General features: G+C 70.6%; 26 protein-coding genes. 1 reads left to right on the plus strand and 25 read right to left on the minus strand.

What is annotated here, in order from left to right:
* Positions 1-288: 288 nt before the first annotated feature.
* Both ACZ6TI_RS35530 and ACZ6TI_RS35535 read right to left on the minus strand, forming a co-directional pair.
* A complete protein-coding gene (locus tag ACZ6TI_RS35530) occupies positions 289-1,077 on the minus strand; it encodes a hypothetical protein (protein ID WP_465349600.1) in 789 nt (262 codons plus the stop codon).
* Positions 1,074-1,514, minus strand: a complete 441-nt coding sequence (locus ACZ6TI_RS35535) for a DUF3085 domain-containing protein (protein WP_465349601.1) — start codon at positions 1,512-1,514, stop codon at positions 1,074-1,076. The genes ACZ6TI_RS35530 and ACZ6TI_RS35535 overlap by 4 nt, the downstream gene beginning before the upstream one ends.
* Before the next feature lie 161 nt (positions 1,515-1,675).
* Between ACZ6TI_RS35535 and ACZ6TI_RS35540 the strand changes: the two genes are divergently transcribed.
* A complete protein-coding gene (locus tag ACZ6TI_RS35540; RefSeq protein ID WP_465349602.1) occupies positions 1,676-2,182 on the plus strand; it encodes a hypothetical protein in 507 nt (168 codons plus the stop codon).
* 77 nt (positions 2,183-2,259) lie between these two features.
* Here ACZ6TI_RS35540 and ACZ6TI_RS35545 read toward each other — a convergent pair whose 3' ends face one another.
* The 23 genes from ACZ6TI_RS35545 to ACZ6TI_RS35655 all read right to left on the minus strand — a co-directional run bounded on the left by ACZ6TI_RS35545 (position 2,260) and on the right by ACZ6TI_RS35655 (position 22,766).
* On the minus strand, positions 2,260-2,856 hold the full coding sequence (locus ACZ6TI_RS35545) for a hypothetical protein (protein WP_465349603.1): 597 nt from the start codon (positions 2,854-2,856) through the stop codon (positions 2,260-2,262).
* A 74-nt stretch (positions 2,857-2,930) separates the two neighbouring features.
* Positions 2,931-3,938, minus strand: a complete 1,008-nt coding sequence (locus tag ACZ6TI_RS35550; protein ID WP_465349604.1) for an NlpC/P60 family protein — start codon at positions 3,936-3,938, stop codon at positions 2,931-2,933.
* Between the two features lie 147 nt (positions 3,939-4,085).
* The gene (locus tag ACZ6TI_RS35555; protein WP_465349605.1) at positions 4,086-5,171 is read right to left on the minus strand and encodes a hypothetical protein; all 1,086 of its coding nucleotides are present in this window, start codon (positions 5,169-5,171) and stop codon (positions 4,086-4,088) included.
* Between the two features lie 142 nt (positions 5,172-5,313).
* Entirely contained in the window at positions 5,314-5,544 is a 231-nt protein-coding gene (locus ACZ6TI_RS35560; RefSeq protein ID WP_465349606.1) for a MarR family transcriptional regulator, read from the minus strand.
* Positions 5,545-5,654: 110 nt separating this feature from the next.
* The gene (locus ACZ6TI_RS35565; RefSeq protein ID WP_465349607.1) at positions 5,655-6,275 is read right to left on the minus strand and encodes a hypothetical protein; all 621 of its coding nucleotides are present in this window, start codon (positions 6,273-6,275) and stop codon (positions 5,655-5,657) included.
* 136 nt (positions 6,276-6,411) lie between these two features.
* On the minus strand, positions 6,412-7,155 hold the full coding sequence (locus tag ACZ6TI_RS35570) for a hypothetical protein (protein ID WP_465349608.1): 744 nt from the start codon (positions 7,153-7,155) through the stop codon (positions 6,412-6,414).
* Complete coding sequence (locus ACZ6TI_RS35575; RefSeq protein WP_465349609.1) at positions 7,152-7,667, minus strand: hypothetical protein; 516 nt, start codon at positions 7,665-7,667, stop codon at positions 7,152-7,154. The genes ACZ6TI_RS35570 and ACZ6TI_RS35575 overlap by 4 nt, the downstream gene beginning before the upstream one ends.
* Positions 7,664-7,957 (minus strand): hypothetical protein, encoded by a 294-nt coding sequence (locus ACZ6TI_RS35580; RefSeq protein WP_465349610.1) that lies wholly within the window; start codon positions 7,955-7,957, stop codon positions 7,664-7,666. The genes ACZ6TI_RS35575 and ACZ6TI_RS35580 overlap by 4 nt, the downstream gene beginning before the upstream one ends.
* A 76-nt stretch (positions 7,958-8,033) precedes the next feature.
* Entirely contained in the window at positions 8,034-8,924 is an 891-nt protein-coding gene (locus tag ACZ6TI_RS35585) for a hypothetical protein (RefSeq protein ID WP_465349611.1), read from the minus strand.
* Positions 8,925-9,012: 88 nt separating this feature from the next.
* The gene (locus tag ACZ6TI_RS35590; protein WP_465349612.1) at positions 9,013-10,584 is read right to left on the minus strand and encodes a DNA cytosine methyltransferase; all 1,572 of its coding nucleotides are present in this window, start codon (positions 10,582-10,584) and stop codon (positions 9,013-9,015) included.
* Positions 10,581-11,906 carry a DNA cytosine methyltransferase gene (locus ACZ6TI_RS35595; protein ID WP_465349613.1) on the minus strand — a complete coding sequence of 442 codons (1,326 nt, stop codon included), beginning with the start codon at positions 11,904-11,906 and terminating at the stop codon, positions 10,581-10,583. Before ACZ6TI_RS35595 ends, ACZ6TI_RS35590 begins: the two co-directional genes overlap by 4 nt.
* 184 nt (positions 11,907-12,090) lie before the next feature.
* Positions 12,091-12,636: a hypothetical protein gene (locus tag ACZ6TI_RS35600; protein ID WP_465349614.1), complete on the minus strand. Its 546-nt coding sequence runs from the start codon at positions 12,634-12,636 to the stop codon at positions 12,091-12,093.
* 156 nt (positions 12,637-12,792) lie between these two features.
* Positions 12,793-13,371 (minus strand): hypothetical protein, encoded by a 579-nt coding sequence (locus tag ACZ6TI_RS35605; RefSeq protein ID WP_465349615.1) that lies wholly within the window; start codon positions 13,369-13,371, stop codon positions 12,793-12,795.
* 178 nt (positions 13,372-13,549) lie between these two features.
* The gene (locus tag ACZ6TI_RS35610; protein WP_465349616.1) at positions 13,550-14,899 is read right to left on the minus strand and encodes a hypothetical protein; all 1,350 of its coding nucleotides are present in this window, start codon (positions 14,897-14,899) and stop codon (positions 13,550-13,552) included.
* A gap of 226 nt (positions 14,900-15,125) precedes the next feature.
* On the minus strand, positions 15,126-15,425 hold the full coding sequence (locus tag ACZ6TI_RS35615; protein ID WP_465349617.1) for a hypothetical protein: 300 nt from the start codon (positions 15,423-15,425) through the stop codon (positions 15,126-15,128).
* Positions 15,422-15,706, minus strand: coding sequence for a hypothetical protein (locus ACZ6TI_RS35620; protein WP_465349618.1), 285 nt, complete (start codon positions 15,704-15,706; stop codon positions 15,422-15,424). Before ACZ6TI_RS35620 ends, ACZ6TI_RS35615 begins: the two co-directional genes overlap by 4 nt.
* The gene (locus ACZ6TI_RS35625) at positions 15,699-16,178 is read right to left on the minus strand and encodes a hypothetical protein (protein ID WP_465349619.1); all 480 of its coding nucleotides are present in this window, start codon (positions 16,176-16,178) and stop codon (positions 15,699-15,701) included. The genes ACZ6TI_RS35620 and ACZ6TI_RS35625 overlap by 8 nt, the downstream gene beginning before the upstream one ends.
* Before the next feature lie 406 nt (positions 16,179-16,584).
* Positions 16,585-16,860 carry a hypothetical protein gene (locus ACZ6TI_RS35630; RefSeq protein WP_465349620.1) on the minus strand — a complete coding sequence of 92 codons (276 nt, stop codon included), beginning with the start codon at positions 16,858-16,860 and terminating at the stop codon, positions 16,585-16,587.
* A gap of 759 nt (positions 16,861-17,619) precedes the next feature.
* On the minus strand, positions 17,620-18,384 hold the full coding sequence (locus ACZ6TI_RS35635; RefSeq protein WP_465349621.1) for a hypothetical protein: 765 nt from the start codon (positions 18,382-18,384) through the stop codon (positions 17,620-17,622).
* Positions 18,372-19,481, minus strand: a complete 1,110-nt coding sequence (locus ACZ6TI_RS35640) for a hypothetical protein (protein WP_465349622.1) — start codon at positions 19,479-19,481, stop codon at positions 18,372-18,374. Before ACZ6TI_RS35640 ends, ACZ6TI_RS35635 begins: the two co-directional genes overlap by 13 nt.
* A gap of 228 nt (positions 19,482-19,709) precedes the next feature.
* Positions 19,710-20,471, minus strand: a complete 762-nt coding sequence (locus tag ACZ6TI_RS35645) for a GGDEF domain-containing protein (protein WP_465349623.1) — start codon at positions 20,469-20,471, stop codon at positions 19,710-19,712.
* 90 nt (positions 20,472-20,561) lie between these two features.
* Positions 20,562-21,251, minus strand: a complete 690-nt coding sequence (locus ACZ6TI_RS35650) for a hypothetical protein (RefSeq protein WP_465349624.1) — start codon at positions 21,249-21,251, stop codon at positions 20,562-20,564.
* A 513-nt stretch (positions 21,252-21,764) separates the two neighbouring features.
* Complete coding sequence (locus ACZ6TI_RS35655; RefSeq protein ID WP_465349625.1) at positions 21,765-22,766, minus strand: replication-relaxation family protein; 1,002 nt, start codon at positions 22,764-22,766, stop codon at positions 21,765-21,767.
* Positions 22,767-22,904: the final 138 nt, after the last annotated feature.

The raw sequence follows: 22,904 nt of genomic DNA on the forward strand, positions 1-22,904 counted from the left end.
GCTGGGACCGCGGCCCCAGCCTGCCCGTAGGCACGTGGATGGGGCCGAAACCCGAACAGATTCCGGGCCGGCTAGCAGAACGTGGTCACACGACGATCAGCAAAGGTGCGCGCCGTGCCGATGAATCCGCGGCAGCGGGCAATAGCGGAACGCCCTGTGGTGTGAGGGTTTCCGGGCACGGCGCGGCGGCCGTGCCTGGAAATCCGAGGTGCGTGGCCGGGCGACGGCCAAAAGGAATCGGTGCGGTCGGGTTCGGCGGCCGGTCAGGTCACGGCGCGCCGACGCCGGTCAGGAATGCAAGGACCAGGACCCGGGTCGTGGCGCGTCCAGCGGGAAGCTGGGCTGGTGGACGTGGTCGGCGAGCACGGCGGTGGACCACGGGGCGTGGGCGGTGCCGTCGTCGGCGATCGTGGCGGTGCAGCCGTCGCCGGCGGTGCAGCAGCGGGTGGCGCCGTGGAAGATCAGCCCGTAGGTGAACCCGCTCCCGGTGTTGACCATGAGGCTCAAGGTTCCGTCGCGGTGGACCCGGGTGTCGGCGCCCAAGCCCAGCGATAGCAGCCTCGACAGAGCGGTCACCCAACTGCTGATGGCCGTCAGGTGCTGTGGCGATGCCGGGCCGTAATGCCCGGCGAGCGCCTGGACGTGTCGGGTTGCGGTGGCGATAACGTCGACCGCGTCCCGGCTGACCGAAAGGTGCAGCCGGTCGGGGCGCCGATCGACGCGGGGCAGATCCGGCACCGGGGCGGCCGGGTCGTCGTAGGTGCTGGGCAGGACGTTGATGAGTTCCATCGCCAGTTCGGGGCCGGTGCCCCAGGCCGCTGCCCGGTCGGTGACCGCGCCACAGAGGGCCTCCCATTGGCTGGTGGGAATCTGGAACTGGCGCGGGTCGATCCGGCGGCCGTCAGGCAGCGTCTTGAGGGTCAGGCCGCTGTCGGCCAGCAGCGTGTCGTAGACCGCGTTGATGACGGTGGCGAGCAGGTTGCCGGTGGAGTCGGTGGCGTCGATGCGGCCGAGGATGGCGGTCAGCTCGGTCTCGGTGAACGCACGGCGCACCGGGTCGATGGTGTGCAGGCTCATCGGGTGGCCTCCTGGCTGTCGGTGAGGAAAATCTGCATCGAGATCGGGCCGAGATTGATGACCAACAGGTCCAGGCCGGCGGCGACGCCGTCGCTCAGCTGGGCATGCAGGCTGGCCCCATCGGCCTGCGGGGCGAGAAGCGGCAGCGGTTCGCAGAAGTCGTCACCGCCGATCTCGTCGGCGACGTCGTGCTTGGACATCGCCGTGTCGTAGCCGTCGGCGCAGACGACCAGCAGCCGGTCACCGCCGCCCGGATGCGACTGGCCCGGCAGGCCGTTGGACATCAGGTAGAAACCGTCGTCGCCGACGAACCACAGCGCCGGCGCAGGCGTCGTGCCGTTCTCGGAGTCCAGCAACGACAGCTTGTGGTCGGGGGCGGCAATGGCATGGTCGGCCACCGCGAGGACGTCGCGCAGCGGGAATCGCAGCTCGATCATTAGTTCTCCTCCAAGGTGGGGATCTCGGGCCGCGCTCGGCGAGCGTGCGTGAGGCGTTGCGGAGCTTGCCGAGGAACGTCTCCGAGTCGTCGACGGCCTGCCCGAGGGTCTGCTGGGCGGCACGGCGGTCGAGCGCCTCCTCGATCTGGTCCAGGCCGGTGATGAACGTCAGCCTGGGCTGTTCGCCGCGGTCGGCTGTCTGCTTGCAGGTGCTGCCATTCGGTGGCCTGCCGGGCCGCGATGGCCTCCAGCTCCGGCTGGTCCGAGCGGATCCCGGCGGGGATGAGGGTCAGCGCCGCGGCGAGCTGCCGGTCGCCGTCGATGCGTTCGTGGTCGGCGCGGACGCGCTCGCGGACGGCGATGTCGCGGTAGTGCTCGATGATGTCGGCGCTGGTCGGCCCCTGCACGGGCGGCACGCCGTCCCGGCCCTCGGCGAGCCACCGGCTGAGCCAGTCGTGCAGGTCCTCGACCTCGGCGCGGGACAGCAGCACCGATCCGCCGTAGATGTCGTACACGGCGCCGCCGATCCCGAGGTGCAGTTCGTCAGTGCCGATGGCGACGCCGCGCGGCGCGACCGCCAGCATGATGCGGGTGCCGATTTGATGAAGTTCGAGGTGATGACTATTTCTCATTCAACGATTCCTTTCTCCGCCTGGGACGGCTTCTGATTGCGGCGCGATGCCACACAAACAGCAGGCGGCATCCGGCCACGAGCCGATGCCGCGGCGCGGTCGCGCCGAATGGCTCAGGCGTGGTTGGTGGACGGGATCCCGAGCAGGCCGGGAACGTTGTCGCCGTAGTCGTCGTATTCCGCGGCAGCGACCTTCAGATCGATGCCGAGCGCGGCGCTGCCACCTCGGGCGCCGTAGAGGTCGGTCAGCAGGTCGTCGACGCTGGTGCCGCCAAAGTCGACGGTGACCGGCTCGCCGTCGGCGAAGTGGACCGTCGCGTCGCTGCCGGTGAGGAAGTGCCCGTCGTCGAATTCTCGGGTGTGGAAGATGACCCAGCGCGGTTCGCGGTGTGACAGCTCTTCCCGGCGCGCCGCGAGGTGGGCACGGACGTCGGTGAGCAGCACCGCGTGATGGTCGGCGTGGTGGTCGTCCCGCAGCTGGTCCAGGAGTTCGTCGCGGACGGCAGGGTCGAGTTGGTCGAGGGTGTGCGCGGTGAGATGGCCGCGCATCATCGGCCAGGCCGCGTCGAGGGCCTCGCGCAGACCGCCGTCGTTGACGGCGCGGCGCACAGTGGCGCCGAAGTCGTCGGCGGCTTCGGCCTCCGTCAGGTGGTACTCGGCCGCCCATTCGATGGCGGTGCAATCGAACACGAGAACGACCACGTGTCTCATGGCGGTAATCCTTTCCGGGAATGCGATAGCGTTTCGTGAGTCGGCACCGGGTTGCATTGGATGCAACAGATGGCTCATTCGGCAAATCGGTATGGCGTCATCGTGTAGGTCCCGAAATAGGGGTACGGGATGCGGCGGTAGTGGGTTCCGCCGTCGCCGGATTGTTCGTATCCCCAGTACGACGACATCGAGTTGTCGGTCCAGCCGGCGAACAGCACGACATGTCCCGCACCGCCCGGCGCGGGTTTGATCATCAGGTCGCCCGGCTGCATTTCCGCCTTGCCGAGGATGGTGGAGTGCGCGGCGAGGATGACGGTGGTGAGGCCGGGCCCGGGCAGCCCGAGCGCCATGCTGACGTAGCCGGAGCAGTCGCGGCGGTAGCCGCCGAACAGGTCGCCGGCTGCGTTGCTGGACAGGTACGGCACGGGGTCGCCGCCGGGCCAGGCCGTGAGCCACGTGCGGGCGCGGGCGAACACCGCGTCAAGGCCGGCGCACCCGCCGGAGCGGTCCGGCGAGGCGGTGATGGCGGGGCAGTCGTTGCCGCACGGCCCGACTGGCGGGGCGCCTGACGCAGGATCGCCCATTGTTTGGGCGACGATCGCGGTCGCGTCGGCCTCGTGCTTGGCGTAGGCGTCGGGATAGGCGCTGCGCTGCATGGCCTGGGCGGCCACGGTCAGCGGCAGGCTCTCCCAGTGGGCGATCGTGACGAGCTTGTCGTAGAACTTTCCCGCCGCGTACACGGGATCCAGCAGTTGTGCTGGGGTTCCCCATCCCTGACTCGGGCGCTGCTGGAACAGTCCAAGCGAGTCGTGGTCGGTGGGCAGATCGGCGTTGTACAGATTGGATTCCTGCATCGCGGTGGCCACCGCGATGACCGCGGCCCGGATCGGGAGACCGCGCTGGTTGCCGACCTCGACGATGATGCCGGCGTTGTGCAGTTGCTCGGTGTCGTAGCCGCTGACGGACCCAGACGAGGGCGGAATGCAGGCGGACGCGGCGCCGCCGACCGCGGCGATGCCGGCGACGGTGAGGAACACGGCCACTGCGGCGAGGGTGATCAGGGCGAGCAGACGGCCGGTCATGACCGGCTCCGAAACATTTCGGCGGACATGGCGTGCCCTTTCTGGGGTGGGGTCGCCGGATGGCTGCCGGCCACCGTCCCCGGGGGCCACGCCACGCGGGCGGGCGCCGGCGATCAGTGCCGGGCGCCCGCCGTTGCGGCGTGGACGTCAGGAGGTGGCCGACGGGAGCGGCGTGTGGCCGTTGCCGGGGGCGAGGGCGGCGAGGCGGGCGACCGGGGTCTCGGGCGAGTCGAGAAGCCCGGCGTGGCCGGCGTCGCGGATGCGCTGCACGGTGCGGGTGGACACGTCGAACGCTTCGGCGATGTCCTGGTTCGACGATTCGGTGTCGTCGTCGATGGCGTGCCAGATCTCCCGCCAGCGGTCGTAGGCCGGCTGCTGGGTGGGGATCTGTCGCAGCACCGCCGTACTCGGCCAGTGCGGCTGGCCGTTGGCGGCCGTCCGTAGCTCCGAGACCGGCGGGCCCGTGTCGGGTGGCTGGATCTCCGCGGCGATCGCCCTCGCCCATCCCTCGATATCGATCATGGCCATGAGGGCGTCGGCGACGTCGTCGACCGGGGTCGTGGTCGCCGCGATCGCGGCGAGCAGCGGGTTGTCCTCGTGCCGGGCCTGGATCATCTTGTCGATGTGGTTGGCCAGCGCGGCGCGGCGTTTCTCGGCGCGTAGCTGGTCACGGGCTTCGGTCAGGGAGGCGTGCACGTCGAGGCCGCCGGTGATCGCGAGCAGTTTCGCGCGGACGGTGACGTCGGGTTCGCGGATCCATTGCCGCAGCCCGTAGGCCGGTGGGGTTTCGGAGAGTTTCCCGGTGGCGCGCAGGGCGTCGCGGCGGCGGGCGGAGGTGTGCAGCAGCCACACCATGTACGCGAAGACGCCGAGGCTGGCGAACACGACGGCGAGGTACGGGGTGGCGGCGTGGCCGATGAGGTTGATGCCAACGGCCAGGCTGACTGAGGTGGCCGACAGGATCCGCCAGCTGTACGCGTTTTCGCCGAGGCGCTGGCGGGAGTCGGCGAATCCGGAGGTGACGACGCCGCCGAGGTCGATGACGATCGCGAACGGCGTCACGAGCAGGGCGCGGACCCACAGCGGCACGCTGTCGGGCCACGGCGGTGTGTCGATGCCGACCCAGATCTGGCCAATCGAGGAGCCGAGCGCGGCGATCGCGTAGAACGCCCAGGCGGCGCGTTCCGCGGCGCGGCCGGGGGCGTGGTCACCGGCGGCGGTCAGCGAAGCCATGGGGCACCCCCGGTCGGGGTGCCGCAGCTGATCGCGTGGTGGGGCATGGGTGCCTCCTGCACAAGGGCAGGGCCCAGCGCCCCGGAGCTCGGGACGCTGGGCCGAAAATGTTCGGCTGATGCGTCCCGCGCGAACGGCGGGATCAGTGGCGGTGTCGGAAGCGGACCGGCTGTTCGTGCGTCTGGTCGACCGCGCCGGCCGCGGCTAGGCGCACCAGGATGCGCCGGATGGTGCCGTGCGAGTGGCCGAGCACCCGGCCCAGTTCCCAGGGCGTGAACGACGTCCGCGGATAGGCGGCGAGGTGTGCCAGGACCATCGGCTGCAGATGCCCGTACGGCAGACGTTGTCGTCTGCCGGACCTGGTTGGCGCCACGTCAAAGCCTCCCTGTCGCGCGACCGGACCTGGCGGGAATCGGTGTGTCGCCGCGTCAAGGTCCGACCGGCCCGCCCGGTCGGCACGATATGGATCGCGGTCCGGCTCGGTCACGCGCGGGCGAACATGCAGGTGACCGGCTTGCCGTGGTGCAGGCCGGCGCAGGTGATGTCGCCGAGTTGCCGGTCCGGGTCGCGCAGTCTGTGGCGCAGGTCCACCTCCAGCTCATCGATCCGCGAGCCGTGCAGCTGCTCGTAGGAGCCCTGGTGGTTCGCGAACTCGGCGGCCAGCTCGCTGTCGGGGAACGCCTGCTGCCACATGCGGAAGTACAAACCTGCGGCGGGGCCGTGCATCGGCGCTTGGAGGCTGGTCTCCACCAGGGCCAGGCAAATCTCGGCGGCGGTCGCCCGGCGCAGGTCCGCCCCGGCGGCAACCCGCGCCAGCAGCTCGCGGACGTGGCCGCGGTACACGAATTCGGTCCCCATGCCTGGGCCGATCTCGCGCGGCGCAAGAACACCGAAGGCGTGGTGAATGATGTCGGCCTGGCGGCGATGCTGGCGGCAGGCCCTCGTGATCTCCTCTTCGGCCCACTCCATCGCCTTGAACACGGACGCGGTCTGCGCGGCGAGGTCGGCGATCAGCGCGCCGAGGTCCAGCGCAGGCGGGTCGGCGGCCGGTACGACGACCTGCTTGGCCGGTCCAGGCTCCGGGATGGTCATGATCTGGGTCATGCGATTGCTCTCCGTCCATAAGGGACGGGCATCGCCGATTGGTCACCCCGTCGCTGGGGCACCGAAGATGTCGGCGATGCCCGGCCAAGGGGGTGTGACGATGGGTGGTGGGAGTCGCGGCTGACGCCGCAGGCGTCTACTCGGCGCTGTCTCCCGCGTCGTCGGCGTCGTCATCGGTGAAGCGTTCGATGCCGGCGTCGGAGAAGATCTGGTCGAGGAACAGGCTGTTCAGGTCGACCGTGTCCGACACGTGCTCGTCGTACTGGTACAGCTCGTCGCGGACCAGGTCCCATTCGTCGTCGGTCAGGTCACGGCTGTCGGCCTCGATGACGCGGCGGTCGAGCCAGGCGACGGCGATACCGGCCCGGTGGGCGAACTCCAGCAGGGCGGCGGTCGGATCGGTGAAGCACCCGACGTACGCCTCGTACGCCTGCACGACCGGCGACGGGCCGGTGGTGTCATCGCGGACGGTGCCGCACAGCTGCCGGTCGACTTGTTGCCAGCCGAGGTCGAGACCGATGGTGTACCGGCCGTCCGGGTCGGGGTCGGTGACGCGCAACGCGTCGCTGTCGCCCGTGACGTGCCGCCAGTCCGCGACCAGGTGCTCGCCGTCCATCTCGATCCGCGGGAGACGGGCGTCGACCTCACCGATGGCATCCTCGTAGAACTGCGCGGTCTGCGCCGTGGCGGCACGGGCTTGCGCGCGCAGGGCCTGCATGTCGCCGGCGATCTGGTGGGCGATCGGGCGGCTGACCCGGATCTGACCCGGCTCGCTCGCCGGTTCGGCGAGGTAGCCGATGCGCCACCGTGATCCCTGCTCGGGCCCCACGTGCAGCAGGGCGTGGCTGTAGACCCGCTGACGGGTCGGCGATGGCGTCATCGATCGTCTCCTTGCTCGTCGGTGTCGTGCGGGTGGGGTGTGCCGGTGCTGCCGGCCGGGGCGCAGCGGTGCCCGGCGACCGCCGTGTGCAGTTCGCCGAGGGTGCGGCTGTCGTAGACCTCGGTGATCGGTTGCTGGCAGGTCGGGCAGTTCCACGTGTCGGTGTGGTCGTCGAAGACCAGGTAGACGCCGGGGTCGGCGGCCGGTTGTGGCTGCGGGAGATTCAGGCGGTGTGCCAGGGACTGTTGGGCTTGCCGCCAGGTCAGGCCGTGATGCGGGCCGTGGTCGCCGTTCTCGCCGGTCCAGTGGTGCCCGTCCCACCAGGTTCGCCAGGTCACGTACCAGGCGGTGGCGGCGGCCCAGTCGGGCATGCGTTCGGTGCGCCGGCAGATCACGATCCAGCTGCTCGTGTCCTCGTCGGCGGCGACCGCGGCCACAACGGGGTAGCCGTTGACCGCCGCGGGCGGCCCGGCGGGCGCAGGCGAGGCGACGCCGGGTGGCGATGGATTCATGCGTTGTCCTCCCGGTCGGGGTGCAGGGCGCGGTGCACGATGTCGGCCATCGCGGTGCAGTCGGCGGCGTTGCTGTCGTGCATCGCGGCCAGCTGCTGCGCGCCGCTACGGGTGATCAGCGCGTTCGCTTCGTCGCAGGCGTCGCCGTCGAGCAGGTCACGCAGGTGCTGGGCGAGCGAGGTGTGGTGGTCGGCGACGATGCGGAGTTCTTGCTCGAGCCGCTCGACGCGCTCGGTGGTGCCGAACACGGCGCGCAGATGCTCGTGAAGGGTGAGTTTGGTGATGGACATCGGTTCCTTCCCCATGGGTAGAGATCGCTTCCGCGGGGCGGGCGCCCAGCGGAGGATTGGCGGTCGGGCGGTGGCGTCAGCCGGAGTTCGCGGTGGCGTCGCTGTCGGCTGGCCCCGGGTGCGTAGTGACGGCCTGGGTGGCGGTGCGGAACGTGGCGTAGGTGTGGTTCACGACGTCCGCGATGTGGCCGAGTGCTTCGACGGCGGCGTCGATGCCGTAGGTCGCCGCATCGGTGATGAAGTCGTCGAAGCCCTGGTGCAGGCAGCCGAGGCGGATCCGGCCGAGCGGGTAGTCGAGGTCGACGGTGAGCAGGCCGCCGCCGTCGATGCCGTCGCCGTCGCCGGTGCGCCAGATCAGCACCTGGTGCACCTGGGCTGCGGGCCGCCACGCGCGCTGGGTGGCGTCGTGGTTCAGCAGGGCCAGCAGGTCTTCCAGGCCCGCGGCGACGGTCAGGTTCTCGGTGCGGAACCCGTCATCGATGCCGGCCTCGCTGGCGGCGCCGGCCTCAAGCCAGGCGCGGCAGGCCACCGGGTCGAACACGATCAGCAGTCGGTCACCCATCCCGGTCTCTGGCAGATCGGCCACGCCAGCACGTTGGGCGACGGGGCCGTGGAGACCGGCGATGGTGGTGAGGGGCTGTCCGTTGCCGTCCCACGAGTTGCTGACCAGACCCGTGTCCGGGGTGTATCGGAGAATCTGTCTCGGCCGTTCATAGGCGGGTTCTTCCCCGACGGTGAACGCGAACCGGTGCGCGGGCGTGGGGCCGGTATCCATCAGCTCGGCCAGCGCTGCGGCGACGCGGTGTGCGGCGCCGACGGTCACGTTGGTGAGGACCATCATGGTCACGTCGCTGTCGGGAAGGGTCTTGCCGGTCGTGGCGGTGATGGCTTGGCGGATCGCCTCGTCGTATCCGTCAGGCATTGCCGTGGTGTCGATGTGCACGGTCAGGGTGGTGTGGTCGTCCATGTCACCTCTCTCTTTCTGCTGTGGTCAGCCAGATCTGCGTCGCCGGTTCTCGGGGGCTGGCGTTGCGCGTGCCGCGGTAGGAGGGGGTCTATGCGGTGATCGGGTCGCGGGCGCCGATGAGTTCGGCGACCATCGCGCGGGCCAGCGGTGGCGGTACGGCGTTGCCGACGCAGGACACCTGCTGGGAGGTGGTGCCCTGCCATCGGTAGTCGGGCCGGAAACCCTGCAGCACGCCCGCTTCGGACGGGGTCATCCGCCCGTACACGCTGACGCCGGTTTCCCCGCGGGCGGCTTTCGCGTCTGCCGGGTCGATGCTGCCGTCGGGGTTGTGCCGGACTGTCCACCGGCCGGCGGCCTGGGCGGCCCGGATTGACGCCCTTGCCCCGGATCCGCCTTCGTAGCGGGGGCCGCCGCCGGCGTTGCGGGCGCACAAGGTCGGGGCCGGCCGGTCGGTGAGCCCGAACCCGACCACGTCGGCCATCGACCGCCACCGGCGCGTCGTACCGGAGCCGTCTTTGGAGTGCGTCGGGTCCGGGATGCGGGGCTGCCGGCGGCGGTGGGCGAGCAGGATGACCCGCTTGCGGGTCTGCCCGAGGCCGTAGTCGGCGGCGTTGACGACGAAGGTCACCGTCCGGTAGCCGAGCGCCTGCAACGCCCCGGCGATCGCGGTGAACACTGGCTTCGCGCCGGGGGTTTCCTCGCAGGCGATGAAGTCGGGCCGTAGGTCGCGGGCCCAGCGGACGATTTCCAGGACGAGTCCGGCGCGGATGTCGGCCCACCGGTCGGTCATGTCGGCCGGGTCGGCGCCGTCGAGGACCTCGGTGATCGCGGCGATGAGGATCTGCAGGTCGCCCAGGCCCAGCCGCAGCCCGGCCGCCGAGTACGGCTGGCACGGCGGCGACGCGATCAGCCCCCAGGGTTGGGCGTGCGCGAAGTCGGCGGTCGGATACTTCGACACGTCGGTGCGCACCGTCGCGTGACCGTTTTTCACCCGGGTCTTGCAGGCGATCGGGTCCCATTCGAGGCCGATGTCGTGGATGCCGAGCGACAGCAGCCCTTCGGCCCAGCCGCCGGCTCCGCCGAACAGTTCGACGACCATTCCGCCGGCCCGGTCCGGGTCGCGCCGGACTGTCGCGGTGCCGTCGGCGAGGGTGACGTGGATGGCCAGGCCGAGCGGGCTGTCGGCGGCCTCGTCGAGCGCGTCGGCGAGTTCGGACCGGCCACCGGTGAGCAGGTCGCTCAGGACGTCGACGGGAACCTCGCGGCCGGGCCGCAGCCCGTGCAGGGTCTGGTCGAGGTCGTTGATCGCGCCGGCCAGGCTGGCCCGGTCGCCGCGGGCTTCGGCCACGTCGGCGCGGACCACGTCGGCGAGCGTGCCGACCACGTCCGCGAGCACCGGGCCGGGCAACTGCGCCAGGTGTGGCGCCCGGGCCAGCAAGGTGCGGGCCAGGTCACGGCCCCACTGGCGGGGGTTGGCCCGGTCCGGGTCGGCCAGCAGCGCCTTGATCCGGCCACCGAACACGTCGGTGACATCAGGGCCGCCGCCGTCGAGGCGGCACGCGGCGGCGGACACGAACGCCGGGGCGGCGTCGGCGAGGGCGTCGCCGAGTGCGGTCGCCGCGACCACGCCGGTGGTATTCGAACTCAGCTCGGTGCTCACAGCAGGGTCACCGCCGCCCGGGCGATGAAGTCGGCGATCAGGCTGGGCGAGTTCGCGTGCCCGATCTGCCGGACCTTGTCACGGATGCTGGTGCCGGTGATCTGGTAGCCGGTGGGCAGCCCGGCCGCGGCGGCGAGCTCGTCGACGTCGAGGTACCGGAACGTCGAGGCGGTGAAGTCGCCGTCCGCCTCGGGGATCCACACGCCGAGTTCCTGCTGCGTGGTCAACGTCGGCAGCGGAGTGCTGATCGGCCGGGCGGGCCTGAACGTGCGGGTGGTCTGCACCCACAGGGGTACGAGGCCGTGCTGCTCGATGCCCGCCGTGATGCGGGCGATCGTCTCGTCGCTGATCTGCTTGGCCTCACCGTTGCTCCGTTGCCGCATCGTCGGGGCGTCGCGGGTCACGTCGATCGCGTCGCCGGCACGGCCGAGCTCCGGTTGGCACACGGTGTCGCAGACCGGGCAGGCCCAGTGGTAATCGCGGCCGTAGGAGCCGATCCAGTAGCGGCGGCTGCCGGTCCACTGCTGTACCGCGCGCACGGTGCCGTGTTTGCGGCAGAACGCGTCGACCCGCAGGGCCGGATCCGGTAGTGGCCGGTCCGCGCGGGTGAACAGGATGATCACCCGCTCCCGGCGGGCAGCGGCTCCGGTGTGCGCGGCGTCCAGGCAGTAGAAGGTGGGTGCATATCCGGAGACCGCGAAGTCGTTGAGGTACGAGCCGAGGTACGGCCAGGTCCCGAACTCGAGGATCTGCTCGAGCAGGATCGCCTGATAGCCGTCGTCGCCGCGGACGCGGTAGCCGTGCGCTTCGGCGTACTCGGCGACCCGGCGGCTGGTCGCCCGCGACCGGGCCGCGTACCAGGCGGCCCGGCGCGAGGGTTCCCGAAGTTGCTTGGAGCGTTGCTTGGACCCGGCGGCGCGTTGATGACCGGAGAAGTCCGGCGACGCGATCAGCAGCCGGGTGGCTGGATGGGCCCAGGCTGAGCAGTCCTGCAGATCGACCAGCGTCCCGCAGCCGTGGTTGGCGGTGTACGTGTCGACGGCCGGCTGCCAGTGGTTGTATCCGGCGACCGGCACGGCGCCGGCCCACACGGCGCCGAGACTTCCCGAGCCGAGGCCGGAGAACAGGTCGGTCGTCGACAGGCCCAGTGCACGCACCTGAGCGAACGAGGGCAGCCGATCGCCGTGGGCGGTGAACGGATTGCCCAGCGCCGCGATCCGGTCGGCGTTGACGATCGCCTGTGGGGTCACCGCGAGGGTCGCGGGGTACTCGATGACGCCCGGCGCAGAACTGTGGTGGACGTCGGATGGTGCACGGTTCATCTGCCTCTCCTGTCATTGGTGGTAATGGGGGTGGTGGTGCCGTACGCGGTCGCGGGCAATGCCGGCGTGCCAGTTCTTGGCGGGAAGACACGGCTGTCCGGCCGCGGAGCTGCCGGCGCCAAGGGCCGGCTGTCGGCGGCTGCGAGCGCGTCGGCTCGCCCCGGTTCATGCCTGGGGTGCAGGCTCAGCCGTGGTTCGCAGGGCGAGCTGATGGCCGCGTCGGCCGGACCAGGCGGACGGCGACGCGGAACGCGAAGGATGTGCGGGTGTCGAGGTCGACAACGGCGACGGGCAGTCCGAGGTACTCCTGACCGATGGCCTCAGCGAGCGCGTCGCAGGATGCGGTGGCGGAGCGCGTGTTGACGATCCGGAAGTACGTTTCGTCGCCGAGCACGGCCACCCATCGCCCGAGCGGCTCGGTGCTGTACAGGGCGTCGTACGTGTCCTCGTATTGGTAGTCGCCGTTGGCCCGGATGGCGTACTGGCCCATCAGGGCGGCGAAGGCTTGTTTACGGGGACGCAGGAACGCCCGGACCTGCCGTGCCGTGGGCGGGCTGTCGGCGGGCCACGGATCGATGCCGGGGTGCAGGATGGTGCCGTCTTCGGTGAGCCGATACCGGCGGTCACCGACCTCGAGGACCTGCAGGGTCCGTCCGCTGACCGTTCGGGTGGCGACGATCTGGTTCGGGTCGACAGCCGACGGCGGTCGGTGGTAGTCGCTGGCGCGCACGCCGTGTCATTTCTAGTGAATGGTCATCGGCGGCCAGCAGCGTCACCGCGTGGTGGCGCTGCTGGGCCGCGCGCGATGACGTGAAGGGGGTCTCCTGCGGACCGGAGGATCGGCGCCGGTGAGGGCACTCCAAGGGGTCGCTCCGGTCGAGGCCGATCAGGGGGTGGGGGTCACCATCCGCGTGTCGGCGGACCGCACGGCGACCTCGAGCAGGAACGTCCATTGGCGTCGGCCGCGGTGCACGAGCAGATGCAGTTCGTCGCGGTGCAGGCCCGTGCCCGCCAGCCGATCCTGGGCGCTGTCCGCGCGAAACCGCAGCCGCGGCACGTCACCGGTGCGCAGGAACGCGGTGAGCGTTTGCCACACCTCGTGCAGCGCCGCGTGCTCGATGACCAGGGTGGCGGCGGCGCTCAGGTCGCGCTCGTGCCAGCGGCCGGTGGTGTCGAAGCCGGCGATGTCGACGTCGAGGGTGATGAGGCGGTGCCGCCGATAGCCGACGGCGTCGGGGAACGCGCGTTGCTGGGACGCGGTGTAGATGCGCAGCCCGTCGGGGGCGCTCAAGGTGGCGCGGACGCTGCCGATCCCGTCCTGGGCGTGGATCGTGACGGTGTCGGCACGGCGCAACGCCTGAACGTCGCAGGCGTAGAGCAGCCCGTGCGGGTCGGGCTCGAGATCGGCGTCTGGTGGGTCGGCGTCTGGTGGGTCGCCGTACGGGTGGAACTGCACGATGGTCACTCCCCTGTCGCTCGCGCAAAGACGTGTCCAGCCGGATGTGCGGCCCCGCCCTGCGCGGCGCCGGCTGGAAAAGGGCAGGCGGGCGCTGGCTGCGTCGCGAGCCGGCGGCATGCGCAGTGCACGTGGCACGGCCGGCGGACAACCGCCGGGCGGCCGGAGCACTGCGTCGACGAGGACGTCAGCCTTCGGCGGTCTCCGGCAGAGTCGCCGCTAGTGCTGCGGTCTTGGCCGCGATCCGGAACATGGAGACCTTGTTGGCGGGGATGTCGGCGATCCCGTCGGCGTACTCGCGGTCGGTGAAGGGCAACTGCGCGTGCGGACCGATCCGGTACGCCGGCATGCTGACGTGTTGACGAGCGACCGGGACACCGTCGGGTGTGCTGTAGAGGGAGAACGCGGACTCGGCGAGTCCGTCGATCTCGACTTCCCGGCTGCCGGTGCACAGGATCACCAGGTCGTAGGTCCGGCCCTCGATCAGGACGCCGTCGGGCAACGCGACGGGCACAGCGGGCCGGTCGAGCACGGCCAGCCGCTGGACCCCGAACCGGTCCGGCCGCAGGTAGTGCCCGATGGCCTGGTAGCGGCCCCTTACCTGGTCGCGCCAGCCATCGCAGGTGTCCGGGATGGTCTGGCTGTACCAGTCGATACGGTCGACGTGATCCAGGGCGGCGGCGGCCATCACCGGTGGCGGGGCGACGCCGAGCAGGGACTCCACGGCGCATTTGCCGGAGTCGCCGCCGCCGACGACGGCGACGCGCCGCAGCCCGCGCAGCGGCCACGTACCGGCCATGCGCTGCATGAACTGCGCGAACGTGAGCAGGCAGGTGCCGTTGGCGAGTTTCTGGGCGATCGGGTCACCCACGCCCCGCGCGTCGATCAGCCGCCCGTATTCGCACACCCCGCGGTCACGGATCTCGACCTGCACGTACCCCTCGCCGCCGGACACGCCGGTCACGTTCGCGCCGGCGACGACGTCGGCGAACTGGGCCAGCGCGAGACGGATCACGAACGCCATGTCGGCGTTCGTCTGGTACTGCGCCATGGACACGTTCGCGGCCTGGACCAGGGCGCCCGGCAGCCGGTTCAGGCTCGCGCCCTGATCACCAGCCAGACCGGCGCCGCCCGGGCGGTTGCGGGAGTTCAGGTAGAACGTCGGTTGCGCGGTCATCGCGAAGGTCCCACCGACGCGGTCGCTGCGTTCCAGCACCAGTGGCCTGCCGAAGCCGGACAGCACGCGGATCGCCGCGTACGCGGCGGCGTGGAATCCGCTTCCGACGATGACTTCGCGCGTGTCGCCGGTGTTGTCCAGCAGCTCGTCCTGGCGGGCCTTGTCGGCCCAGAAGGTGTTGAGGATCTGATCGGCGGCGGCCCGGCCGGCCGCATCGAGGGCGATCCCGGCGAGCTGGGCGTGCAGCGGGCTGGGGAATTCGGTGGCCCGTTGCATGGTGGCCTGCATGCCTCCGGCGGCGGACGGCCGGGACGACACGGCGCTCAGGATGAGGTTGATCAGGTTCGAAGGCTCGGACAAGGTCCGGTTCCTTTCTTCAAGGATCCGATTTCCTCGCGGCCCGGCACGCCAGCCGCCCGGGGATCCCGGGAGGGTGGCGGCCGACGGCCGGCGCGAGGTCCCGGGATCACACAACAGATGGCTACAAAGAGCCCGGGCGGCTTGAAAGGCCCGAGCAGTTCACGAACGTGGTGCAGGGGCGCCGTCATGGCGCCGGGCACGGCCCGTTGCGGCGCCGCGCCGGGTATCACCGTGGTGGGCGCACCGCCGGTGCAGGCGATGGCACGGCCGCTGTCACAGCCCGCACGGTGCCGCAGACCGGCAGGCCCATCGGGTCGAAGCCGATGACGCACCGGCCGCGGTCGATCAGCGGCTCGCCCCGGTCGTCCGTGTCGTCGTCCTCTTGGCCGGGGCATCGCCGCTCGCCGGTGCTGAAGTGCACCCAGCCGCGCTGGCGGGCGATCAGCTTGCAGCCGGGGAAGCCCACATAGTCGCAGCAGTTGGCGCACACCGGCGCCTCGATGAAGCCGGCGAGCGTGACCCTCATCGCGGCAGCTCCTCGGCAATGAGTTCGGTGCTGACGACGGTGATCTCGTCGACGTCGCCCCAGCGCAGCTGGACGGCGGTCATCCACGCACGCCGGTCGGCGGCGGCCGGGCCGAGCAGCGTCGGCACCTCAAGCTCGGCACGGCCCTGCGGGGTGTCGACGGTGACCAGGTACACCGCCAGGCTGCCCGGCCCGCCCGTCTCGTCGCCACCAGGCCCGGTCTCGGCAGGTGCGCAGGCCGGCGGATGCGGGACCTGCCCGCCGGTGACCGGCTCAGCCACGGCCGTACCCGGCCATGCCGGTGAGCATGGTGGACAGCGGCTGGCCGTTGACGGTCACCTGCGGGGTGTCGTCGACCAGCCGCAGGACCGCGCCGGGCATCACCAGAGCGTTCTGGTCGCCGTCGGTGAACGACAGCTCGAGCCAGCCGGTGCGGTCACCGGCGGGCGGGGCGGCCACGGTCCGGATACGGCTGCCGAAGATGATCTGGTCGCCGACCGTGATCGACGTGGCCGCTCGCAGCTGGGCGCCGTCGGCCGGGCGGACTGCCCAGGGCGCGACCGCGTCGGCGTGCCGGGCCAAGACGGCCGGGTTGTGGTAGCGGACGCCGACGGTGCGGGAACCGACGCGGGTGACGGTCGCCGATAGCCAGCTGGCGCGGCGGTTGACGTGAACCGGCTGGCCGGGCCGCAGCAGCTGATGCGGCAGGAGGTGCTGCAGTACGGCAGGCTGCGCCTGGAACGTGCCAGTCATAGCGGAAACTCCCTGGTGGGAAGGGGTTCCCGGGCACGGCGCAGCGGCCGGGCCCGGAAACCAGGTGGTGTGGCCGGGCGACGGCCGGGAAAGCGGTTCAGCTGTAGAGCTGTGGGGCAGGGCCGCCGGGTCAGGGCACGGCGCGCCGCGGCCGGGTCAGGAGCGCACGCCCCACGACCCGGGTCGGGGTCCGTCCAGCGGGAAGCTGGGCTCGTGGTCGTGCTCGGCCACCGTCGTCGTCGGGTGCAGGGCGTGGACGGTGCCGTCGTCGGCGATCAGCGCGATGCAGCCGTCGCCCGGGTAGATTCGGACACGACTTGTCCTCGCTGCGATGGGTGGGATGGGTTGGGAAGGCGTAGGGCCGGAAGGTTGGTAGCCGGTACCGGCCCTACGCGTAACTGCGAGTTCAGGGAACTTCGCCGGGGAAGAAAACAACGCCGGTGCGCATGGAGTATTCGTAACGCATTCCAGCAGCTTCCTCGCGAACCCTGTACCACTCGTCGACAGTGCGATTCCATCTATCCCGGATCTCGCTGTCGTTGGGGTGACGCTCAACTTGCTCGGTCTCGTGCCGCATCCGCTCGGTAATCCGGATAACGGCGGCGTATGCCTCTCGCACGTTTTCGATTGTCACGTCCGTGTTGACAACCTTGGGATTGTTCGTCATCGTGACCACTTCCATTCAGGGGCGGTTACTCCGGGACGGTCTGCTGGTGGTGTTCCCGATCGACGGCGCCGAAGAGGTGGCGACCCGCAGACCTGGCAGCGGTGCTCCAGGATGGCCCGCTGTTCGCGTTGCCGGTCGACAGCGCCGAAGAGATAGCGGCCGTCGATTCCGCGGGCGGTGATCCAGGGAACCACCAGGCCCGCGACGACCGGGCGATGCGACAGCCATACCGGTATCGCCGCAGGCGCAGCGTCGCCGCCCGGGGCGGGAGGTACGGTGAACATGGCTGGAGTCCCTTCGATGCGGCCGGCTCGCCGCGCGGGGTCGCCGTCCGGCAACCTGGACGGTGCGCCGGCAGACGGGCAGAAGGAGCACCCGTTGAGGGGTGCTGATCGCGATATGGGGTCGCGCCACGGCGGCCCGGTGGAACACGGCGGCGGCTTGGTGGTACCGCTGCGGCGGAAAGCAGGTCAGGGCAGCGCGGGTTCGCAGTCACCAATGCCGTGCCACCCCGTTGACACCGAGGCTGGATCAGATCCGTTACGACGGGAGCGGACGTGGGGCGGCGCCTCAGGGGGTTCCCCTTCCCGATCGGGTGGGCACGGCCTGGTGGCCGTGCCCGGGATGCGCGAGCGCGTGGCTGGCCGGGCAACGGCCGAAAATGGAGCGGGTGGGTTGTCCGCCTGGCTGGACTCAGGCAGAGCCAGCAACCATGGTCAGGACGCCACTGCTTCGGTGGCGCGCAGGGCCACCGACACGGGTTCTGGCGATGGGCTATCGCCGGATCGGGGTGCGGGCGCGGGCTGGTAGATAGCACTGGCAGGCTTCCAGTTCCTCGCCGCAGTCGAAACAGCCGCCGCAGAGACGGCACCGCTGGTTGCGGTCGTCGCGGCCATTCCCGCAGAACGGGCAGTTCGGGGATTCCCAGATGTTCCAGTCGTACTCCCAGCCCTCCCGGATGGGGTCGCGCAGCCGGTCGTCGGGGCGATATCCGCTGTTGGAGTACCAGATCCCGCCGTCCCAGATGCCGGCGTCCTCGTTGAGGATGTAGGCCTGCTTGGTGAAGGAACGGTCGACGGTCAGGATCACGATCTTGTTCGCCGCCGTCATCCACTTCTGCAGCCGGATCCGGTTGCGCCGCACTCGCATCGATCCGAACAAGGACAAGAGGTCGTCGGCGAGGATCCGGGTGTCGGACCTCGGTTCCTTCTTGCCCGGTTGCACAGCCGCCGGTAGTACACCATTGTGGGCCAGCACGGTCCGTGGGTCACCGCCGACCGGGAACGGGTGGCAGTTCTCTACGTCCAGACTGCCGTGCGTGGCGAACCGGGAGTGGAACAGAGCGGGTCCGTCCGGGTTGCTGCGGCGGTCGGTGTCGAACTGGGCGATCATCGTCTCGGCATGCAGGCCGTGGCGGACCTGGATGCCGTCGCCGGTCACGATGGCGTAGCCGTGGCCGTCGTTGTTGAGGAACGTGCCGTTGAGCAGCGCGTCGGTGTCCGGCAAGGCCCCGGTCGGGAAGAACGTCAGAAGGCACATGCCAGTGCCTCCATCTGCTCGCGTAGCGGCGCGTATGCCGGTTGCTCGGCGACCCAGTCGCAGAACACCGACCAGGACCAGCCGCCGTGCCGGCAGATGGCGTGGGCGCTCAGGTGACGTGTGTATTCCACCGAGGCCACGGCGAAGGCGAGCGCCGCCTGAACCTGCGCAGGCTCCAGTGAACTCGCGAAGATCCGCAGCTCGAACGTGTCGGCGTTGTTGGTGTTGATCGCCCGGTACCGGGCGCCGCCGCCACCTTTGGCGTAGTCCTTGATGTACTCCCGGTCGATCTTGGTGAACGCCGCCCATTCGTTGGACTGGCGGCGAGCCAGCACGGTGACCGGGGCTTCGTTGCGGTAGATGAACTTCATCCACCGGTAGATGTGGCACGCGGAGCTGAAGCCCGCCCGTGACAGGTGCACGTGCATGCCGGTGCGGTCGTTCGCCTCGCAGCCCCGGTCGCCGAGGAGGCTAAGCATGTCCCACGGGAAGTGGTCGATGGCCCAGTCGTAGGACATCGGGTGGGTGACGATCTCGAAGCCGCCGCCGATGGAGCTGTCCTCCTTCAGGTAGCCCAGACGCCCGAGGTGCTGATGAGCGAACTCGGCGTTCTCCTCGTTGCGGTATCCGGATCCGGTTGCGGCGACTTCGATCTCGGCGCCGAGATACAGCGGACCCGCTCCGCGGAACACCGGCTCAGGCTTGTAGTCGTAGCCGTTGATCCAGCCGCCGAAATAGTCGTCCAGGTCGTCGTCGAAGTCGTCGTCCTCGCAACCGTTGCCGCAGGAGAGGTCGTCGCGGTTCCACGCATCACAGGCACCACAGCGGGTGTAGTCGGTGATGCGGCACCGGTCGCAGATCCGGTAACCGCGGGCGGTGGTGATCGTGTCCAGCGCGTTGTCGGGCGTCGACGCGTCGCACCGGTCGCACCGCACGCAGTTGTCGCAGGTGCCGTCGGCGAGGACCTCGCCGCCGCAGCCGGGGCAGGCCGCGCCGGTCCCCGAATTGGGGTCAGCTCCGGCGAGCGCAACGCTGCCGGTGATCATGCGGGATATCGGGTCGAGGGCGGTCGTGGTGGTGCTGTCTGTGCATGGCATGTGCCACACCTCCGAGTTGTGTCGTGACGGAGGCGCGGCCCATCCCTGGTCCGCGCCTCGCAGATGCCCGGATCGGGCGAGGAAACAGGGGTGGATCACGCTGGGCGAGCAGCAACTGCCGGCCCGTGGCGGTCGATCAGCCAGCCAACACCGGCCGAGGGGCACCGGGCGTGTCCCGCGGTGGATGCGCTGGTGGTAGGGGCGACTGGTGGCGGTAGGCGCGAGTGGTTATTCGCCGGATCGGCGGCGGGTGGCCGGGCGGATGCCGGGCGGCAGAGGCAGGCCGTCACGGGCCGCGTGGTAGATCTCGATGCGGGTGCGTAGCCTCTTGGCGGTGAGCATCGCCAGGTCGGCGCAGCCGAGCAGCTGGTGCGGGTCTGCGCCGGGCAACCGGCAGATGCCGACGCTGACCTCGAGCGGCCGGATCTCGGCGGCCACGGTGATCGGCTCGGCGAACGCCGCGGTCAGGCTGTCGGCCAGCTGCGCCGGGGTGCGGCCGGTGATCAGGACGAACTCGTCGCCGCCCAGGCGGGCGACCAGATCGTCTCCGGTGGCGGCCTGCCGCAGCCGGCGGCCGGCTTCGGTGAGGTAGTGGTCGCCGGCGGCGTGGCCGCCGGGCCCGTGGTTGATGTCGTGGAGGCGGTCGATGTCGGCCAGCGCGACGGTGAGGACCGCGTCGTAGCCGGCGGCGACGATCGCGTCCTCGGCGACCCGGCGTACCGGCAGGCCGGTCACCGGATCGGTCAAGGCCCGGTCCAGCCGGTGCTGAAGATCGTGGACCTGGCTGTGCATCCGGGCCGCGCCCAAGGAGCCGAGGACGACCGCTGAGGTGAGCATCCAGCTGGCGGCCTCGATGAACAGGGCTGCGGCGGCGGGGACGTCGGCCAGCACGGTGATGGCCAGCAGTTGCAGCCAGAAGACCAGGCCGGCGGGCAGCAGGCTGATCAGGACGGCGGCGTAGCCGGGAACAGGCTGCCGGGAATGGGACATGAGGAGGTACCCCCTTGCAGGTTGGTGGAGGGCATGCCGGTAGGCCGGCCGTCCGAGGGACGACCGGCTGCAACCCGGGGCGAGAAGGGCCTATTTGGTGGTGACGGCGACCAGGACAGCGGTGTCGGCCAGGGTGTTGAGGTGGTCGTTGGCCGCGCGCAGGTAGTCCAGTTGGTCGGGGTAGCGAACGCTGATCGGTGCCAGGATCCGCCCGTCGGTGGTCAGCATCGTGTCGGCGGGCACGGCCTGAAGCAGGCCGTATGTCGAGTAGGCGTGCGGGCCTGCGTAGAACGCGTCGAGGTGGTCGGTGGGAAGTTCGGTCAGGCGCCCGGGATGGGCGTTGTAGGTGAGCATCCGCGCCACCTGCGGCTGGCTGGCGAAGCCGTGCCGGGCGTGTTCCCACGTGTACTTGTCCGGGTCGGCGGCGTGCCGGTCGTAGAAGTGCCACCACGGCCGGGCTTCGTCGGATCCGGCGACGATCTGCTGCCAGAGCTGCCAGCGGTTCCAGTACCGCTCGGCCAGGTCCTCACGCATGGCGTCGAGGTCCAGCAGCCTGACCGGGCCGCCGGCGGCGGTACCGTTCTCCGGTAGCAGGAGGCTGGTGGTGTCCGAGCGCAGCAGCAGCCGGGCGGGCAGCGGCCGGGTCTTGGTCCGGAAGTGGCCGGCGAGGCCGGCGTCGGTGATGCCGTGGACGGCGAGCAGGGCCGAGACCGCGGCGGGGATGTGACCGGTGACGGCCGTCTTGGGCAGGCAGACGGTCACGGTGCGAGCATCAGACACAGCAAAACCTCCAATGTGGATAGATGTGGGGCGCAGAACGCGCCCTGCCCGATGGCTCGCCGATGGCGAGCGGGCGTGGGGTGGTGCGCGAGGGTCGCAGGTCGCAGAGCAGCGACGGCGATGGAGCGCGGGGGACGCGCGGGAGGTACGACGCCACGGGGGCGCCCGGGTGGTGCACGGTTTGCGGGTGGTGCGGTGGGTTGGCGGCGCACGAGCGGTGCAGGCCGACCGGCCAAGTGGCGGGTGGGCGGTTGCGACCGTTGGTCGTGGGCGGCGAGCCCGGGTTGGTGCTATTGGGGGTTCTCGATGAGAAGGCTTCACCGTACCGGCGGCGCCCAACAGCCGGCTCCTGCGCCGACCGGCCCTGCATGCGGGCTGAGCTGCGGTGTTGGGTCACGCCGGCGCCGAGGTGGTGCTGCTGTCGAGTGGAGGTTTCCCACTGTTGGGTGGCCTGGCCTGTTGTTGGGCGGCCTGGGCACCCGGTCGACGGGCCGGGCGCCCGGCGGGGGCCGCCTATCGCAGGTGGCGCAGCGGGTGGTCGGCGGGTCCGGGCGGGCCGGGGTTGAGCGGGCCGGGCTGGCCGTGTCCGCCGGGAAGGTCGGCCAGGCCGAGCCGGTGGCGGCCGTTGCCGACCAGCCGCCACACCGGGTCGGCCGGGTCGGAGCCTGCTTCGGGTGAGGTGGTCGCGATGACCAGGCTCGGCTCGGGCCGGTCGGCCAGCCGGCGGTGCAGGTTCTGCTCCCGGGCCCGGCTGGGCAGGGCGAACAGCACCACGTACGGGGGGCCGCCCTCGGCGCGCAGCCGCCGGTAGGAGCTGAGTTTGTCGGCCAGCCGCCCGAGCGGTTCGGTGCCGCGGTCGAGCTCGAGGAAAAACCCGGCCTCGCGGTCATGCTCGGCCCAGACACCGTGCCCGTCGGGGTGGATCCGCTGGCCGAACGCCCCGGCGGTGGCCCGTTCCGACCACCACCGCCGTAGTGCGGTCTCCTCGCGCGACCGGCTGTGCGCCAGCAGCCGGATGAAGAACTCGTTGGACTCCAGGAGGTGATCCAGCGCCGGGTTGGCGTAGACGCGGTCCTGGCGCTCCCGCAGCGCCCGGGCGGTGGGCGGGGTCTGCTCGGCGGCCAGCGCGGTCAACCGCGCGGACAGCGGGCCGGGTACCCAGCAGACGATGTTCGCCATACCGGGTTCGTTGCGGCGGATGAACCGATCGACGAAGCCGAACGAGCGCAGCACGCTCAGTCGGTGCCGGCAGGTGATGGAGCTGATGAACAGGACAGCGGTGAGCTGGTCGGTGGTCAGCGTGGTGTGTTCGTCCAGGAGAGAGGCAACCGCGTAGTCGCGAGGACGAAGGCGATGAGAGACGTCAATAAGAGCGGAAGAGGAAGAGAAGGAAGCAGAAGACGACGGAGAGGGAGCGGGGTTGGAGGAACGACGGGAGGACGCGGACGTAGGCGTGATCCCCGGTCGGGAGACTTCCCCTACAGGGAAGAGTCGGGTTGGCCGGTCGGCGGACATGGGGTCTCCTAGCTGCGGTGTTGGCCGACGTGGGTTGGCCTGGGGTCGGCCGGACGGGGCGGGGTCCCGGCCGGGATGACGGCCGACCCGCAGCCGCAGGTCCGGCCGAGTGTGGGGTTCGAGGCCAGACGTCGCCGG

It is taken from the genome of Actinoplanes sp. NPDC051388, from assembly GCF_055586225.1.

What these genes read in the sequence shown, in the direction of transcription:
- ACZ6TI_RS35530 (WP_465349600.1), bottom strand. Translation starts at nt 1,077, where the DNA reads ATGAGCCTGCACACCATCGACCCGGTGCGCCGTGCGTTCACCGAGACC.
- ACZ6TI_RS35535 (WP_465349601.1), bottom strand. Translation starts at nt 1,514, where the DNA reads ATGATCGAGCTGCGATTCCCGCTGCGCGACGTCCTCGCGGTGGCCGAC.
- ACZ6TI_RS35540 (WP_465349602.1), top strand. Translation starts at nt 1,676, where the DNA reads ATGAACGTCAGCCTGGGCTGTTCGCCGCGGTCGGCTGTCTGCTTGCAG.
- ACZ6TI_RS35545 (WP_465349603.1), bottom strand. Translation starts at nt 2,856, where the DNA reads ATGAGACACGTGGTCGTTCTCGTGTTCGATTGCACCGCCATCGAATGG.
- ACZ6TI_RS35550 (WP_465349604.1), bottom strand. Translation starts at nt 3,938, where the DNA reads ATGACCGGCCGTCTGCTCGCCCTGATCACCCTCGCCGCAGTGGCCGTG.
- ACZ6TI_RS35555 (WP_465349605.1), bottom strand. Translation starts at nt 5,171, where the DNA reads ATGGCTTCGCTGACCGCCGCCGGTGACCACGCCCCCGGCCGCGCCGCG.
- ACZ6TI_RS35565 (WP_465349607.1), bottom strand. Translation starts at nt 6,275, where the DNA reads ATGACCCAGATCATGACCATCCCGGAGCCTGGACCGGCCAAGCAGGTC.
- ACZ6TI_RS35570 (WP_465349608.1), bottom strand. Translation starts at nt 7,155, where the DNA reads ATGACGCCATCGCCGACCCGTCAGCGGGTCTACAGCCACGCCCTGCTG.
- ACZ6TI_RS35575 (WP_465349609.1), bottom strand. Translation starts at nt 7,667, where the DNA reads ATGAATCCATCGCCACCCGGCGTCGCCTCGCCTGCGCCCGCCGGGCCG.
- ACZ6TI_RS35580 (WP_465349610.1), bottom strand. Translation starts at nt 7,957, where the DNA reads ATGTCCATCACCAAACTCACCCTTCACGAGCATCTGCGCGCCGTGTTC.
- ACZ6TI_RS35585 (WP_465349611.1), bottom strand. Translation starts at nt 8,924, where the DNA reads ATGGACGACCACACCACCCTGACCGTGCACATCGACACCACGGCAATG.
- ACZ6TI_RS35595 (WP_465349613.1), bottom strand. Translation starts at nt 11,906, where the DNA reads ATGAACCGTGCACCATCCGACGTCCACCACAGTTCTGCGCCGGGCGTC.
- ACZ6TI_RS35615 (WP_465349617.1), bottom strand. Translation starts at nt 15,425, where the DNA reads ATGAGGGTCACGCTCGCCGGCTTCATCGAGGCGCCGGTGTGCGCCAAC.
- ACZ6TI_RS35625 (WP_465349619.1), bottom strand. Translation starts at nt 16,178, where the DNA reads ATGACTGGCACGTTCCAGGCGCAGCCTGCCGTACTGCAGCACCTCCTG.
- ACZ6TI_RS35630 (WP_465349620.1), bottom strand. Translation starts at nt 16,860, where the DNA reads ATGGAAGTGGTCACGATGACGAACAATCCCAAGGTTGTCAACACGGAC.
- ACZ6TI_RS35635 (WP_465349621.1), bottom strand. Translation starts at nt 18,384, where the DNA reads ATGTGCCTTCTGACGTTCTTCCCGACCGGGGCCTTGCCGGACACCGAC.
- ACZ6TI_RS35640 (WP_465349622.1), bottom strand. Translation starts at nt 19,481, where the DNA reads ATGCCATGCACAGACAGCACCACCACGACCGCCCTCGACCCGATATCC.
- ACZ6TI_RS35645 (WP_465349623.1), bottom strand. Translation starts at nt 20,471, where the DNA reads ATGTCCCATTCCCGGCAGCCTGTTCCCGGCTACGCCGCCGTCCTGATC.
- ACZ6TI_RS35655 (WP_465349625.1), bottom strand. Translation starts at nt 22,766, where the DNA reads ATGTCCGCCGACCGGCCAACCCGACTCTTCCCTGTAGGGGAAGTCTCC.